The organism is Kosakonia sp. MUSA4 (assembly GCF_013085925.1).
Classification (GTDB): Bacteria; Pseudomonadota; Gammaproteobacteria; order Enterobacterales; family Enterobacteriaceae; genus Kosakonia; species Kosakonia sacchari_B.
This window is the reverse complement of sequence record NZ_CP025697.1, coordinates 2,302,291-2,316,235: the sequence shown is the minus strand read 5'-3', so window position 1 is coordinate 2,316,235 and position 13,945 is coordinate 2,302,291. Positions and strand designations below refer to the sequence as shown.

Annotated in this window: 15 protein-coding genes; 9 read left to right on the top strand and 6 right to left on the bottom strand. The window is 56.4% G+C overall.

The features are described 5' to 3' along the window. Positions 1 to 30: 30 nt before the first annotated feature. Genes C0557_RS11090 through C0557_RS11075 form a run of 4 tightly spaced genes read left to right on the top strand, consistent with a single transcriptional unit; the run spans position 31 to position 3,773 of the window. Entirely contained in the window at positions 31 to 1,455 is a 1,425-nt protein-coding gene (locus C0557_RS11090) for a sodium:solute symporter family protein (protein WP_208658467.1), read from the top strand. Position 1,456: 1 nt separating this feature from the next. Continuing rightward, a complete protein-coding gene (locus C0557_RS11085; RefSeq protein ID WP_208658466.1) occupies positions 1,457 to 2,617 on the top strand; it encodes an exo-alpha-sialidase in 1,161 nt (386 codons plus the stop codon). 3 nt (positions 2,618 to 2,620) lie between these two features. Continuing rightward, complete coding sequence (locus tag C0557_RS11080) at positions 2,621 to 3,091, top strand: YhcH/YjgK/YiaL family protein (RefSeq protein WP_208658465.1); 471 nt, start codon at positions 2,621 to 2,623, stop codon at positions 3,089 to 3,091. Positions 3,092 to 3,095: 4 nt separating this feature from the next. Then, positions 3,096 to 3,773 (top strand): SDR family NAD(P)-dependent oxidoreductase, encoded by a 678-nt coding sequence (locus C0557_RS11075; protein ID WP_208658464.1) that lies wholly within the window; start codon positions 3,096 to 3,098, stop codon positions 3,771 to 3,773. Positions 3,774 to 4,433: 660 nt separating this feature from the next. On the opposite strand, the gene C0557_RS11070 is transcribed toward C0557_RS11075, so the two are convergent. Continuing rightward, positions 4,434 to 5,225, bottom strand: a complete 792-nt coding sequence (locus C0557_RS11070) for a PhzF family phenazine biosynthesis protein (RefSeq protein ID WP_208658463.1) — start codon at positions 5,223 to 5,225, stop codon at positions 4,434 to 4,436. A 172-nt stretch (positions 5,226 to 5,397) separates the two neighbouring features. Between C0557_RS11070 and C0557_RS11065 the strand changes: the two genes are divergently transcribed. Next, the gene (locus C0557_RS11065; protein ID WP_208658462.1) at positions 5,398 to 6,600 is read left to right on the top strand and encodes a sugar transporter; all 1,203 of its coding nucleotides are present in this window, start codon (positions 5,398 to 5,400) and stop codon (positions 6,598 to 6,600) included. A 13-nt stretch (positions 6,601 to 6,613) separates the two neighbouring features. Here C0557_RS11065 and C0557_RS11060 read toward each other — a convergent pair whose 3' ends face one another. Beyond that, positions 6,614 to 7,768, bottom strand: a complete 1,155-nt coding sequence (locus tag C0557_RS11060) for a carboxylesterase (protein ID WP_208658461.1) — start codon at positions 7,766 to 7,768, stop codon at positions 6,614 to 6,616. Next, positions 7,768 to 8,442: a MarC family NAAT transporter gene (locus C0557_RS11055; protein WP_208658460.1), complete on the bottom strand. Its 675-nt coding sequence runs from the start codon at positions 8,440 to 8,442 to the stop codon at positions 7,768 to 7,770. The genes C0557_RS11060 and C0557_RS11055 overlap by 1 nt, the downstream gene beginning before the upstream one ends. A 244-nt stretch (positions 8,443 to 8,686) precedes the next feature. Here C0557_RS11055 and marR point away from each other — a divergent pair, with 244 nt between their 5' ends. Genes marR through marB form a run of 3 tightly spaced genes read left to right on the top strand, consistent with a single transcriptional unit; the run spans position 8,687 to position 9,771 of the window. Then, positions 8,687 to 9,121, top strand: a complete 435-nt coding sequence (marR, locus tag C0557_RS11050) for a multiple antibiotic resistance transcriptional regulator MarR (protein WP_007374915.1) — start codon at positions 8,687 to 8,689, stop codon at positions 9,119 to 9,121. Between the two features lie 19 nt (positions 9,122 to 9,140). Then, the gene (marA, locus tag C0557_RS11045; protein ID WP_007374914.1) at positions 9,141 to 9,521 is read left to right on the top strand and encodes an MDR efflux pump AcrAB transcriptional activator MarA; all 381 of its coding nucleotides are present in this window, start codon (positions 9,141 to 9,143) and stop codon (positions 9,519 to 9,521) included. 34 nt (positions 9,522 to 9,555) lie between these two features. After that, complete coding sequence (gene marB, locus C0557_RS11040; RefSeq protein WP_074779129.1) at positions 9,556 to 9,771, top strand: multiple antibiotic resistance protein MarB; 216 nt, start codon at positions 9,556 to 9,558, stop codon at positions 9,769 to 9,771. 72 nt (positions 9,772 to 9,843) lie between these two features. On the opposite strand, the gene eamA is transcribed toward marB, so the two are convergent. Then, positions 9,844 to 10,740 carry an O-acetylserine/cysteine exporter gene (gene eamA, locus C0557_RS11035; RefSeq protein WP_074779131.1) on the bottom strand — a complete coding sequence of 299 codons (897 nt, stop codon included), beginning with the start codon at positions 10,738 to 10,740 and terminating at the stop codon, positions 9,844 to 9,846. A 190-nt stretch (positions 10,741 to 10,930) separates the two neighbouring features. On the opposite strand from eamA, the gene ydeE reads away from it, so the two are divergent. Then, a complete protein-coding gene (gene ydeE, locus C0557_RS11030; protein WP_208658459.1) occupies positions 10,931 to 12,118 on the top strand; it encodes an efflux MFS transporter YdeE in 1,188 nt (395 codons plus the stop codon). 55 nt (positions 12,119 to 12,173) lie between these two features. Here ydeE and C0557_RS11025 read toward each other — a convergent pair whose 3' ends face one another. Continuing rightward, positions 12,174 to 13,277 (bottom strand): cobalamin-independent methionine synthase II family protein, encoded by a 1,104-nt coding sequence (locus tag C0557_RS11025; RefSeq protein ID WP_208658458.1) that lies wholly within the window; start codon positions 13,275 to 13,277, stop codon positions 12,174 to 12,176. A gap of 187 nt (positions 13,278 to 13,464) precedes the next feature. Beyond that, positions 13,465 to 13,878 (bottom strand): rhodanese-like domain-containing protein, encoded by a 414-nt coding sequence (locus C0557_RS11020; protein ID WP_208658457.1) that lies wholly within the window; start codon positions 13,876 to 13,878, stop codon positions 13,465 to 13,467. Positions 13,879 to 13,945: the final 67 nt, after the last annotated feature.

Sequence of the window (13,945 nt, the reverse complement as noted above, 5' to 3'; positions counted from 1 at the left end):
CGGATTCACTCGCCCTGAAGAGAGGCAAAGATGAACACCTTTACATCTCAAGATACCCTCATCATCGTCGGCATTGTGGTGGCCTACATTCTGTTCACCACCTGGCTGACATTCCGTTTACGCAGTAAGAACACCGGCGATTTTATGGAAGGCTCGCGTGCGATGCCCGCCTTTATCGTCGGCATTCTGTTGATGTCTGAATACATCGGCGCAAAATCCACGATCGGCACCGCGCAGGCGGCGTTTGAGGATGGTTTTGCCGCCTCCTGGTCGGTGATCGGCGCGGCGATTGGCTTCCCGCTGTTTGGCTTTCTGCTGGTAAAACGCATCTATAACACCGGCAAGATCACCATCTCCGGCGCGATTGCCGAGAAGTACGGCAACAGCACCAAAAACATCATCTCCATCATCATGATCTACGCCCTGCTGCTGGTGAACGTCGGCAACTACGTCAGTGGCGCGGCGGCGATTTCGACGGTGTTGAAAGTGAATCTGCCGGTGGCGGCGTTTATCACTGCCATTGTCAGTACTTTTTACTTCGCGTTCGGCGGCATGAAAGGCGTCGCCTGGGTGACGCTGCTGCACAGCACGCTGAAATATTTCGGTGTTCTGGCGATCATGGGTTTTGCCCTGTCGAAAACCGGCGGTTTCACGCCAATGATCGAACACATGCCGAAATATTACTGGACCTGGGACGGTAACTTCGGCGCCAGCACTATCTTTGCCTGGCTGATCGGCACTATCGGTTCCATCTTCTGCACCCAGTTCGTGATCCAGGCGATTTGCTCGACCAAAGATGTGAAATCGGCGAAGCGTTCCACCTGGGTGGCATTCTTCTTCTGCCTGCCGATTGCGCTGGCGATCGCGGTGATTGGCGTGGCGGCGAAATACCTGCACCCGGAAATCAACAGCCTGTATGCGATGCCGATTTTCCTGCAGGATATGAATCCGTGGGTTGCCGGTTTGGTGACAACGTCACTTGTTGCTTCCATCTTTGTCAGCGTCAGTACCGTTGCGCTGGCTATCGCCTCGCTGGTGGTAAAAGATTTTTACGTTCCCTACCGCAACCCGACGCCGGAACAGGAATTTAAAGCCACGCGCTGGCTGTCGCTGCTGATTGGTTTTCTGCCGCTGATTTTCGTGCTGTTTGTCCCGGAAGTGCTGAAGCTCTCCTTCTTCACCCGCGCTATTCGCCTGTCGATTTCCGTGGTTGCCGTCATTGCTTTCTATGCGCCGTTCTTTAAGAGCACCCGCGGCGCGAACGCCGGGCTGATTGGTGCCTGTGTGGTGACCTCGGTCTGGTATCTGCTCGGCGATCCGTTTGGCATCAATAATATGTATATCGCGCTGATTACCCCGGCAGTGATCATGGTGCTGGACCGCCTGATCCCCAATAAAGCACAGCAAAAAGCCGCTTCTCACGCGTCTCAACCCGTTCAACATAATGGAGCCTGATATGTCCGCTACTGTTAATCGCGATGGTGTTTTACGCCCGCAGCCGCACGACGCGCGCGTTATCACAGCGATGCTGCCGTCGCCCTGCCCGCAAAACCATGCGGCGAATATTCTGCCGCTGCCGGATGGCACCTTACTCTGCGTCTGGTTCGGCGGCTCGCAGGAAGGCGTCGCGGATATTTCCGTCTACGGTTCGCGCCTTGCGCCGGGCGCGCAGCGCTGGAGCGACGCAGTGAAACTCTCGGACGATCCGACGCGCTCCGAGCAGAACCCGGTACTGTTCCTCGCGCCGGATAACACACTGTGGCTGCTGTGGACGGCCCAAATCTCCGGCAATCAGGACACCGCCATTGTGCGCTACCGCCAGTCGGCTGACTTTGGTGCAAGCTGGGGGGAAATCGGCACGCTGCTGGACAAACCCGGTACCTTTATTCGCCAGCCGATTACCGTGCTGGAGAATGGCAACTGGCTGCTGCCGGTGTTCTATTGCCGCACGCAGCCGGGGGAAAAATGGGTCGGCAATGACGATATCAGCGCAGTAAAAATCTCTGCCGATCGGGGGAAAAGCTGGCGCGATGTCGACGTACCGCAAAGCCTTGGCTGCGTGCATATGAATATCACCGCTCTGCCCGGCGGTACGCTGGTGGCGCTGTTCCGCAGCCGCTGGGCGGACAATATTTATTACAGCCACTCGACCGATGGCGGCGAAAGCTGGTCGGTGCCGGAACCGACCGTGCTGCCGAACAACAACTCGTCGATTCAGGTAACCACGCTGACCGATGGCGCGCTGGCGCTGGTGTTTAACCACATGAGCGCCGCCGGAGCCACCGAACGCCGCGCCTCGCTTTATGATGAGATCGACGATGGCGACGGGCGTAAAGAACCGACGGTCACCCGCGGGCGCAGCGCCTTCTGGGGCGCACCGCGCGCGCCGATGACGGTGGCAATCTCGCCGGATGGCGGTAAAAGCTGGCCGTGGCAGCGCAATCTGGATGAAGGCGATGGCTACTGCATGACCAACAACTCGCAGGAAAAACTCAACCGCGAGTTCTCTTATCCCAGCATCAAACAGGGCGCGGACGGCGATCTGCACATTGCTTATACCTGGTTCCGTCAGGCCATCAAATATGTACGTATCTCTCCAGCGTGGGTGAAGGAGTAACCGATGATTTTAGGCAATCTGAACGCCCTGCCGCAGGCCGGGCTTCCCGCCGCGCTGCGCGACATCCTTGCGCTACCGCAGTGCTCGCTGGCAGCGCTGCAGGCGCACGACGACGGACGTTTGCAGCCAGAACAGGCTGCGTGGTTTTGCAATATCGGCCCGGCGAATACCCAACCGCAGGCGCAACGCCACACCGAATATCACCGGTTATGGGCAGATATTCAGGTGGTGCTGACCGGCGAGGAAATGATCAATGCCGGAACACAATACCTGCCGCAGGAGAGCGATGAACAGCGTAAGCCGGATTTGTATATCACCACCACCGCCGCATTGCCGGTGAGCGTGACGCTGCACACCGGGGATTTCGCCGTGTTTCTTCCCGGCGAGCCGCATCAGGCGCTGTGCGCGGTGAACGAGCCGATGACGGTGCGTAAAGCGGTATTCAAAGTGCCGCGCGCGCTGCTGGAGGGTTAACACCATGCCGCATGCTGTGGTTACTGGCGCCAGTTCCGGGATTGGCGAAGCGATTGTTAGCTGGCTGCTGGAACACGGCTGGCAGGTCACCGGGCTTTCACGCTCGCGGGTTGAACGGGCTACTTCTGCGTTTTGCAGCCTGCAAGTGGATTTAAGCGATGAACTGGCGTTGCGCCAGGTGCTCGCCGAGATACAAACGCCGCAGGCGGTAATTCACGCCGCCGGAATGATGGCTGCCGCGCCGCTTGGCGAGCTGGATGCGACAACCAGCCTGCGCCTGTGGCGGCTGCATGTGCAGGCCGCCGAAACGCTGGTTAACCACTTTGCGCCGCAGCTACAGCCCGGCGGACGAATTGTGGTGATTGGCAGCCGTACTTCGCGCGGTGCCGCCGGGCGTTCGCAGTATGTCGCCACCAAAGCGGCGCTGGTCGGGATGGTCAGAAGCTGGGCGGCAGAGCTGGCGCCGCGCGGGATCACCGCCAATGTGGTCGCGCCAGGGGCCACGCAAACGCCGATGCTCAGCGCGCCAGGACGGGAAGGCTCGCCGCCGAATATACCGCCGATTGGTCGGCTGATCGCGCCGCAGGAAGTCGCGGCGCTGGTGGGGTTTGTGCTCTCACCAGATGCCGCAGCCATTACCGGCCAGGAACTGGTGATCTGCGGCGGCGCATCATTAACATAGCAATGAAATGCCGGATGGCACTGAGCTTATCAGGCCTGCAACGGAGCATCCGCTGGCGCTGTGCTTACCGGACCTGGAAGCGCGGTGGATATCTTTATTCCCAACCAAAGCAATTCCGTAGGCCGGATAAGGCAAAGCCGCCATCCGGCAATCAATACCGACACTCGCGCAAATAATGCCTGATGGCGCTCCGCTTATCAGGCCTACGCAACGGAGTACCCGCTGGCGCTGCGCTTACCGGATCTGGAAGCGCAGTGGATATCTTTATTCCCAACCAAAGCAATTCCCGTAGGCCGGATAAGGCGAAGCCGCCATCCGGCAATCAATACCGACACTCGCGCAGCATAATGCCTGATGGCGCTCCGCTTATCAGGCCTACGCAACGGAGTACCCGCTGGCGCTGTGCTTACCGGGCCTGGAAGCGCGATGGATACCTTTATTTCCAACCAAAGCAATTCCCGTAGGCCGGATAAGGCAACGCCGCCATCCGGCAATCAATACCGACACTCGCGCAGCATAATGCCTGATGGCGCTCCGCTTATCAGGCCTGGGCAACGGAGTACCCGCTGGCGCTGTGCTTACCGGATCTGGAAGCGTGGTTGATACCTTAAAGCAATTCCCGCAGGCCGGATAAGGCGAAGCCGCCATCCGGCGATGGCATTAGCGCAGGAACACTTTTCCCAGCAGATAGAGCGTCGCCTGGCCACCGATGAGCACGCGGTCGCCGCGCCATTCACAGCGTAAATCGCCGCCGCGAGCGGAGACCTGCCGCGCCTGCATCACCGTTTTATTCAGCTTCTCGCCCCAGTACGGGATCAACATGCTGTGCGCCGAGCCGGTCACCGGATCTTCCGCCACCGATTCGCCCGGACAGAAAAAGCGGCTGACAAAATCGTATTCATCCCCCGGCGCGGTCACGCAGACCATTTTTCCCAGCGGCTTCATGGCGGCGATATCCGGTTGCAACGCTTCCACCTGCGCCTGGTTCTCCAGCACCACCAGATAATCCCGCGCCACGCGTACCTCTTTCGCCGTGCTGATGCCCAGCGTTTGCAGCAACAGTTCCGGCGGCGTGCTGACCTCTTGTGTTGCCCAGGCCGGAAAATCGAGCGTCAGCCAGTCACCTTTACGGGTGACCGTCAGCGGGCCGACAAAACGGGTAGCGAAGAGAATTTCCGTCGCCGGGTAATCCAGATACTCAAAAATCACGTGCGCGGCGGCAAGAGTAGCATGCCCGCAGAGGTTAATTTCCGCCTGCGTGGTAAACCAGCGCAGTTCAAACCCGGTGTCATTACGGATAAAAAACGCCGTCTCGGATTGATTATGCTGCTGCGCCATTTTCAGCAGCAGATCGTCAGGCAGCCATTCGGTAAGCGGGCACACGGCAACGGCATTGCCGCCAAAGGTTTGGTCGCTAAAGGCGTCCACCATATAAAAGTCAATTGTTTGCATAGCCGTTTCCTCTTTATCGTTCTCTGTTTCTGAACGCTATTGCCAGGCGATGCAATCGGTATTTATTTGCTGAATGTAAAGTGAGATCTGCATCACAAAATGTTTGTATTTTCGCCAACAAAAGCTTTAAGATCTTCTCCTCTTCTTTTTTCTAACCAAGCCAGAACACTTTATGACTACGAATACCGTTTCACGAAAAGTCGCGTGGCTTCGGGTCGTGACGCTTGCCGTCGCTGCTTTCATTTTTAATACCACCGAGTTCGTGCCTGTGGGGTTACTGTCGGATATCGCTCAGAGTTTCGACATGGAGACCGCGCAGGTGGGGATTATGCTGACCATCTACGCCTGGGTTGTGGCGCTGATGTCGCTGCCCTTTATGCTGCTGACCAGCCAGATCGAGCGTCGTAAACTGTTGATTGGTTTGTTTGTGTTGTTTATTGCCAGCCATGTGCTGTCGTTTCTGGCGTGGAACTTTAAGGTGGTGGTGATAAGCCGCATCGGCATTGCTTTCGCCCATGCGATTTTCTGGTCGATCACCGCCTCGCTGGCAATCCGCCTGGCGCCCGCCGGTAAACGCGCGCAGGCGCTGAGCCTGCTCGCCACCGGTACTGCGCTGGCGATGGTGCTGGGTCTGCCGATTGGCCGCATTGTCGGGCAATATTTTGGCTGGCGCACCACCTTCTTTGCCATCGGTCTCGGCGCACTCATCACGCTGGTTTGTCTGGTAAAACTGCTGCCATCGCTGCCGAGCGAACACTCCGGCTCGCTGAAAAGCCTGCCGCTGCTGTTCCGTCGTCCGGCGCTGATGTGCATCTACCTGCTGACGGTGGTGGTGGTAACCGCCCATTACACCGCCTACAGCTACATTGAGCCGTTTGTGCAGAATGTGGCTGGCTTTAGCGCCGGTTTCGCCACCGTACTGCTGCTGATCCTCGGCGGCGCGGGCATTATCGGCAGTATCTTGTTCGGTAAGTTGGGCAACCAGCACGCGTCCGGTCTGGTGTGCAGCGCGATTGGCCTGCTGGTGCTGTCGCTGGTGTTAATGCTGCCTGCTTCCGGCAGTGAAATGCATCTGGCGGTGCTGAGCGTTTTCTGGGGCATTGCGATCATGATTATCGGCCTCGGCATGCAGGTGAAAGTCCTGGCACTGGCACTCGATGCTACCGACGTGGCGATGTCGCTGTTTTCCGGCATTTTTAATATCGGCATTGGCGCCGGTGCGTTGGTAGGCAACCAGATCAGCCTGCACTGGTCGATGGATATGATCGGCTATGCGGGTGCGATCCCGGCGATTGCCGCGCTGGTATGGGCGGTGGTGATTTTCCGCCGCTGGCCGGTAAAACTGGAAGAACAGGTAAGCCACAGCCATATGTAAACGGCCCGCGGGATCACAGCGTTTCGGACACCATTTTATCCATCACCGCGGTTTGCCAGTCAAACCACGGATTCCAGGTCAGGCGGGCGTGAATTTTACCCGCTTCGACCAGCCCCCAGTCGGAATACCACACCTCGTCCCCCTTCAGACAGCGCTGCGCCGCGTTGTCAGGCTGACCGTTGGCGCAGAGCAGCACGCTGCCTTTGCGGCCATACAGCGGGTTTTGCGGCGAAAACAGCACCGACATATGCGAAAACTGGCTGATGCGATCCTGTGGCAGAAAATCCGTTTTCACCAGAATGCGCGAGACGTTCGCCACTTCCGGACGCGGCGCGCCGTACCAGATCACCCGGCTGGCGGGATGGGGAAAGCTGCGATCAAAATGGTCGAGGATCCAACGGGTATTGAGCACGGAATCATGCTCGGTCAGCACAATCAGCGCCGGTTTGTCCCAACTTTTACGCGCCAGCCACTGCTGCGCGCTGGCGCTGGTACGCCAGAACTGGGCAAACCCATTCGTCGGTACGCGTAAATACCGGGTGGCGATCTGCTGCGGGAATACCGTGCTCGGTGGGCGCAACCAGTCGCGAAACAGCGCCACCGTCGGGGCGAGAAAATCGTAGGCGGTGTTGGATTTAAAGGCCGGAGAGAACAACAGCAAGCCCTGCACCCGATCGTGGTGCGTCATGGCATACTCCAGCGCCAGATTGCCGCCGGTAGAGAAGCCGCCGAGCCACAGCGTATCCACCTCTTTTGCCAGAATATCAGCCTGTTCACGCACCACCTGCCGCCACTGTTCGACGCTGACGGTCAGCAGGTCAGAGGGCCGCGTGCCGTGCCCCGGCAGAAGGACGGTACGCACCAAAAAACCCTGTTTCGCCAGCGCAGGCGCAATATCAACAAACGAGGCGGGCCCGTCGCCAAGGCCGTGAATCAGTAAAATCCCTTTATGGGCAGGCTGCGCCGGTCGCCACTCCTGCGGCGTGTTGAGCGCCAGCTCCGCCGTTTTATCCAGCGTCTGAAAGGCACGATGCGCACGCACATAGTCGCGGGTTTGTAACTGATAATCGGCAAAACTTGCCTGCCCCAGCGGCGGCTGCGCGGTTTGCTGATGCTGACAGCCTGCCAGCATCAACATCATGATCAGCAGCACAACCCCTCTGCCCATCAGGCGGCTCCGTGGAAAGTGGTAATAATTTCCAGCACACCATTGATGATAAATTGCACGCCCATGCAGACCAGCAAAAAGCCCATCAAGCGGGAGATCGCTTCTATTCCGCCCTTGCCGACCAGCCGCATGATCGCGCCGGAACTGCGCAGACTGCCCCATAAAATCACCGACACGGCGGCAAAGACGAGCGGCGGCGCAAGGAAAATCACCCAGTCGGGAAACGCCGAGCTGTGGCGGATGGTGGACGCCGAACTGATGATCATGGCGATAGTTCCCGGCCCGGCAGTGCTGGGCATCGCCAGCGGAACGAAGGCAATATTGGTACCGGGCTCATCCTCCAGTTCTTCAGATTTGGTTTTTGCTTCCGGCGATTCGTGCGGTTTTTGCTGCGGGAACAGCATGCGGAAACCAATAAAGGCGACAATCAAGCCACCGGCAATGCGCAAACCCGGGATCGAGATGCCGAACGTGTTCATCACCAACTGCCCGGCATAATACGCCACCATCATAATGATGAAGACATACACCGACGCCATCAGCGCTTGTTGATTACGCTGGGCGCTATTCATGTTGCCCGCCAGCCCTAAAAACAGCGCTACGGTGGTTAACGGGTTCGCCAGCGGCAGTATTACCACCAGCCCCAGGCCGATAGCTTTAAACAATTCAAGCATGATGCGCGACGCTCCTTGTGTGGTCAAAGCCCGGGCAGTATAGCGTTAACACAGCGGCAATGGGATGTTTGTAGGTTGGCAACAGCACCTTAACGCAAACCGATTCAGTTGTTTACGTGGTGTAAAATTTTACCGATATGAAACGTTTTAGCAAATAGTGGCATCCGGGAATCCATTCTGTTGACTTATATTTGCCTGAGCAATAATATCTGCCGTGATTAATCTACTTGCCGGGGCAACCATTGTGAAAAGCACGAATGATCTGTTTAACGATATCATTCCTTTAGGCCGCTTAATCCATATGGTTAACCAGAAAAAAGATCGTTTACTCAACGACTATTTATCGCCGCTGGATATCACCGCCACCCAGTTTAAGGTGCTGTGTTCCATCCGCTGCCAAACCTGTATCACCCCGGTAGAACTAAAAAAAATTCTTTCCGTCGATCTCGGCGCCCTGACCCGCATGCTGGACAGACTGGTATGCAAAGGCTGGATCGTGCGTAACCCGAATCCGAATGACAAACGCGGCGTGTTGGTGCAATTAACGCCCGACGGCGCGGCGCTTTGTGAGCAATGTCATCAATTGGTAGGGAAAGATCTGCACCAGGAATTAACAAAAAACTTAACGGCAGAAGAAGTGGCAACCCTTGAGTCTTTGCTCAGGAAAATATTGCCGTAAAAAACAAAGAGGTATGACGATGTCCAGACGCAATACTGACGCTATCACCATTCATAGCATTTTGGACTGGATCGAGGATAACCTGGAATCACCGCTGTCACTGGAAAAAGTGTCAGAACGTTCAGGTTACTCCAAGTGGCACCTGCAACGGATGTTTAAAAAAGAGACCGGTCATTCGCTGGGCCAATACATTCGCAGCCGCAAGCTGACGGAAATTGCGCAAAAGCTCAAGGAGAGCAACGAACCGATCCTGTATCTGGCGGAACGTTATGGGTTTGAATCGCAACAAACCCTGACCCGCACGTTCAAAAACTATTTTGACGTGCCGCCGCATAAATTCCGCGTGACAGATATGCCTGCTGAATCAAGGTATCTCTACCCGCTAAACCATGCTTGTTAATTATCGCCTGTTTTAAAGACGTATCGAGGAATGTATGAAACGTATTACCTGCGCCGCCATCACGCTGATGGTCCTGTTTTCCGGCCAGAGTTATGCGGAACAATTCAATCATCCGGCACCGCAGGATTCCCGCGACGCGATGATTTTACCCGCCCCCCAACAAACATCGCCGTATGATTTTAACCATATGGGTGTGGGCAGTGACAAATCCGACGCATTAGGCGTGCCTTATTACAATCAGCACGGTTAATCGTTTTGCCCCGCATGAGCGGGGCTTTTTTTATTTCCTGCCTGATTGGCCCTTTCCCGACAAATCTGCGTGTTATCCGGCCTGCACCGCACGGCGCAGACGAAAACCAAACACGTTGATATACAGACCGCCCATCACCAGCACCGCACCTGCCAGTTGCAGCGCCGATAAGGTTTCGCCCAGCAGGATCGCCGCGCTCGCCATGCCGACGACAGGCACCAGCAGCGACAGCGGCGCAACGCGCCATGTTTCATAGCGCCCCAGCAGCGAACCCCAGATGCCGTAGCCGATAATGGTCGCGACAAACGCCAGATAGGCCAGCGACAGCAGCGTGGTGGTATCAATAATCACCAGGCTTCGTAGCATCAGCGCCGGGCCGTCGAACACCAGCGAAGCGATCATAAACGGCACAATCGGAATTAAGGCGCTCCACACTACCAACGACATCACCGCCGGACGCGAGCTGTGCTGCATGATTTTTTTGTTGAAGATATTGCCACAGGCCCAACTGAACGCCGCCGCCAGTGTCAGCACGAAACCCACCAGCGGAACGTGCTGGCCGTTAAGACTCGATTCGATTAACACCAGCACACCCAGCACCGCCAGCGAAATGCCGACCAGCTGTTTTGAGTGCAGCCGCTCGCCGAAAACACCTGCGCCGAGAATAATGGTGAAAAAGGCCTGCGCCTGTAATACCAGCGATGCCAGCCCGGCAGGCATGCCGAATTTGATCGCGCAAAACAGAAAGGCGAACTGACCGAAACTGATCGTCAGCCCGTAACCCAGCAACAAACGCAGCGGGATGTTGGGCCGCGCAACGAACAAAATGGCCGGGAACGCCACTAACACAAAGCGTAAACCTGCCAGCATCAACGGCGGCATACTGTGCAGGCCAACTTTGATCACCACAAAATTCAGCCCCCACGCCACCACCACCAGCATTGCCAGCAGTACATCTTTACGCGTCATTCTCCGCCCCTGTCGTTTCAATTTTTGTAAAATTTACGTTAACGCAAAAAATAGTACAGCGACAGATCATTAAATTCGGTAGGTCAGTTTGGGCATTTGTCGCTAAATCAACCGTTGAACATAGCGGTTTATGCATGTTATTGCTGTATACATCACAAAAAACTATAACAACCAGCATGTCGGGCAAAACATGACCACACCACAAACACGATCCACCGTCGCACTACTGGCGTCCTCTCTGTTATTAACCATTGGTCGCGGCGCAACGCTGCCGTTTATGACCATCTATCTTAATCGCCAGTACGGCATGGCCGTCGATCAGGTCGGTTATGCCATGTCCGTCGCGCTGACTATCGGTGTTGTCTTCAGCCTTGGTTTTGGCATGCTGGCGGATAAGTTCGACAAAAAACGCTATATGTTGCTGGCGATCGTCGCCTTTATCACCGGTTTTGCCGCTATCCCGCTGACGCATCACGCCGGGCTGGTGGTGCTCTTTTTCGCCCTGATCAACTGCGCTTATTCGGTCTTCTCCACGGTGCTGAAAGCCTATTTTGCCGATACGCTCACCCCGACGGCGAAAGCGAAGGTCTTTTCGCTTAACTACACCTTTCTCAACATCGGCTGGACCGTCGGCCCGCCGCTGGGCACGCTGCTGGTGATGCAAAGCATCAATCTGCCGTTCTGGCTGGCGGCTGTCTGCGCAGCATTCCCGCTGGTTTTTATCCAGTTTTTTGTTCGCCGCGTGGCGGTGGGCAGCGGCATGGAGCCTGCGGTTCCCTGGTCGCCATCGGTCCTGCTGAAAGACAAAGCGCTAGGCTGGTTTACCCTCTCGAACCTGCTTGCTTCCTTTGTTTGCGGCTCTTTCGCCTCCTGCCTTTCCCAGTACGTAATGGCCGTAGCGGACAGCGATTTTGCTGAAAAAGTGGTGGCCGTCGTGCTGCCGGTCAACGCCGCTATCGTCGTTTCGCTGCAATACGCTGTCGGGCGCAAACTGACCGCCACCAACCTGCGTCCGTTAATGGCGTTCGGCACAGTTTGTTTCGTGGTGGGGCTGGTGGGATTTATGCTCTCCGGCAACAACTTATGGCTGTGGGGGCTTTCCGCCGCCGTATTTACGCTGGGCGAAGTGATTTATGCGCCAGGTGAATATTTGCTGATCGATAACATCGCGCCGCCGGGGATGAAAGCCACCTATTTTTCCGCCCAGGCATTGGGCTGGCTGGGTGCGGCAATGAACCCGCTGTTGACCGGGATTATTCTCACCACCCTGCCAGCCTGGTCGCTGTTTGTGATCCTGATTGTCACCATTGGCATCGCATGGCTGATGCTGGTGAAAGGGATGCAGGTACGGCAATGGGGCGTGGTGCCAGCGCAATAAATAGTAGGTGCCTGATGGCGGCCACGCCATCAGGCACTCACAACGGTTTACCTGGTTACCACACTTGTGCGGCGATATTTGTCACCAGACGCACTTTGTCCCACTGCTGCTCCGGCGTTAGCGAGTTGCCCTCTTCGGTGGAAGCAAAACCGCACTGCGGGCTGAGGCAAATCTGATTGATATCCACATATTTTGCCGCTTCCGCGAGACGCGCTTTCACCCCTTCCGGGTTTTCCAGCTCGCCGTTTTTGGTGGTAATAAGCCCCAGCACTACCTGCTGTTTACCCGGACGAACAAAGCGCAGCGGTGCAAAATCACCGGAACGATCATTGTCATATTCAAGGAAAAAGGCATCGACATTGACGCTGCCGAACAGCACTTCTGCCACCGGCTCATAGCCGCCTTCGGAAATCCAGGTCGACCGGAAATTGCCGCGGCAGACATGTAACCCGATGGTCAGATCCTCCGGCTTCCCTTCCAGCGCTTTATTAAGTACGCGGGCATAAATGCGCGCCAGTTCATCCGGATCGTCACCGCGCTCGCGGATTTGACGACGCTGATCGTCAGAGCAGAGATAGGCCCAGACGGTGTCATCCAGTTGCAGATAACGGCAGCCGGCGGCATAGAAGGCGTGGATGGCATCGCGCCAGGTGGTTGCCAGATCGTCAAAATAGGCATCCAGTTGCGGATAGACGGTCGCATCAATATCTTTGCGTCCGCCGCGGAAGTGCAGCACGCTCGGGCTGGGGATGGTCATCTTCGGCTGCGCGCTGCCGCTGATGCTTTTCAGATAGCGGAAATCGTTGAGCATTGGGTGATCGCCAAAACGCAGTTTGCCGGTGACGCGTACGCCGTGGGCTTTGGTTTGCACGCCGTTAAACTGAATGCCTTTCTCCGAATCGTAACGCTCAACCCCTTCCAGGCCGTCGAAGAAATCAAAGTGCCACCAGGCGCGACGAAACTCCCCGTCCGTCACCACATGCAGACCGCAAGCGCACTGCTGTTCAACGACATGACGGATGGCCTCATCTTCGACACTGCGCAGCTGCTGTGCAGTGATCTCGCCCTGCGCAAACTGCTGGCGGGCATTTTTGATGGCATCCGGTCGTAAGAAACTGCCGACTACGTCTGCGCGGAAAGGGGCCTGATGTCGCTGCATGGTTATTCTCCTCGAACGCCGGAGCAGATGATTACCCGGCGTGATAATTCATAATTTGAATGTTTTAGCCTTCTGGATGGCTAAATGTCCAAACAAAATGTCACACCGGGCAGAGTGCAGCAACAGAGAAAATTTCACCATGCATGAGAAAGTTTCATGATGACGTCATAAAGATGAAAACAGAGGGCTAGAAATCCGCTTCGATCTGGCCGCTGGCGAAGGCATAACCTTCATCTTCCCAGCCAGTGATGCCACCGATCATGATTTTGACCGGCAACCCCAGCCGCGCCAGTTTCAGCGCCGCGCGATCGGCGCCGTTGCAGTGCGGTCCGGCGCAGTACACCACAAACAATGTATCCGACGGCCAGGCCGCCATGCGTTCGGCCGTCATCATGCGGTGCGGCAGATGCAATGCGCCGGGAACGTGACGACGAGCAAATGCATCCGGGCTGCCAACCACATGCAACAGGACAAAATCTCTGTCGTTATGGGTGATTGCGTCATGCACATCGGCGCAATCTGTTTCAACGCTCAGGCGGCGCAGAAAATGGCTGGTGGCTTGTTCAGGGGATGCGACGGGAAAATCAGTAACGTAGCTCATCGTGCTTTCTCCTTATTTGTGTTAACAGTAATCTAACCAAAACAGGACAACTTCGCTGCACCGTTCT

Excerpts from the sequence above, each read along its gene's own strand:
- C0557_RS11020 (WP_208658457.1), bottom strand. The coding sequence starts at position 13,878 with ATGAGCTACGTTACTGATTTTCCCGTCGCATCCCCTGAACAAGCCACC.
- marB (WP_074779129.1), top strand. The coding sequence starts at position 9,556 with ATGAAACGTATTACCTGCGCCGCCATCACGCTGATGGTCCTGTTTTCC.
- C0557_RS11090 (WP_208658467.1), top strand. The coding sequence starts at position 31 with ATGAACACCTTTACATCTCAAGATACCCTCATCATCGTCGGCATTGTG.
- C0557_RS11070 (WP_208658463.1), bottom strand. The coding sequence starts at position 5,225 with ATGCAAACAATTGACTTTTATATGGTGGACGCCTTTAGCGACCAAACC.
- ydeE (WP_208658459.1), top strand. The coding sequence starts at position 10,931 with ATGACCACACCACAAACACGATCCACCGTCGCACTACTGGCGTCCTCT.
- C0557_RS11080 (WP_208658465.1), top strand. The coding sequence starts at position 2,621 with ATGATTTTAGGCAATCTGAACGCCCTGCCGCAGGCCGGGCTTCCCGCC.
- C0557_RS11085 (WP_208658466.1), top strand. The coding sequence starts at position 1,457 with ATGTCCGCTACTGTTAATCGCGATGGTGTTTTACGCCCGCAGCCGCAC.
- C0557_RS11065 (WP_208658462.1), top strand. The coding sequence starts at position 5,398 with ATGACTACGAATACCGTTTCACGAAAAGTCGCGTGGCTTCGGGTCGTG.
- C0557_RS11055 (WP_208658460.1), bottom strand. The coding sequence starts at position 8,442 with ATGCTTGAATTGTTTAAAGCTATCGGCCTGGGGCTGGTGGTAATACTG.
- C0557_RS11025 (WP_208658458.1), bottom strand. The coding sequence starts at position 13,277 with ATGCAGCGACATCAGGCCCCTTTCCGCGCAGACGTAGTCGGCAGTTTC.
- C0557_RS11075 (WP_208658464.1), top strand. The coding sequence starts at position 3,096 with ATGCCGCATGCTGTGGTTACTGGCGCCAGTTCCGGGATTGGCGAAGCG.
- marA (WP_007374914.1), top strand. The coding sequence starts at position 9,141 with ATGTCCAGACGCAATACTGACGCTATCACCATTCATAGCATTTTGGAC.
- eamA (WP_074779131.1), bottom strand. The coding sequence starts at position 10,740 with ATGACGCGTAAAGATGTACTGCTGGCAATGCTGGTGGTGGTGGCGTGG.
- C0557_RS11060 (WP_208658461.1), bottom strand. The coding sequence starts at position 7,768 with ATGGGCAGAGGGGTTGTGCTGCTGATCATGATGTTGATGCTGGCAGGC.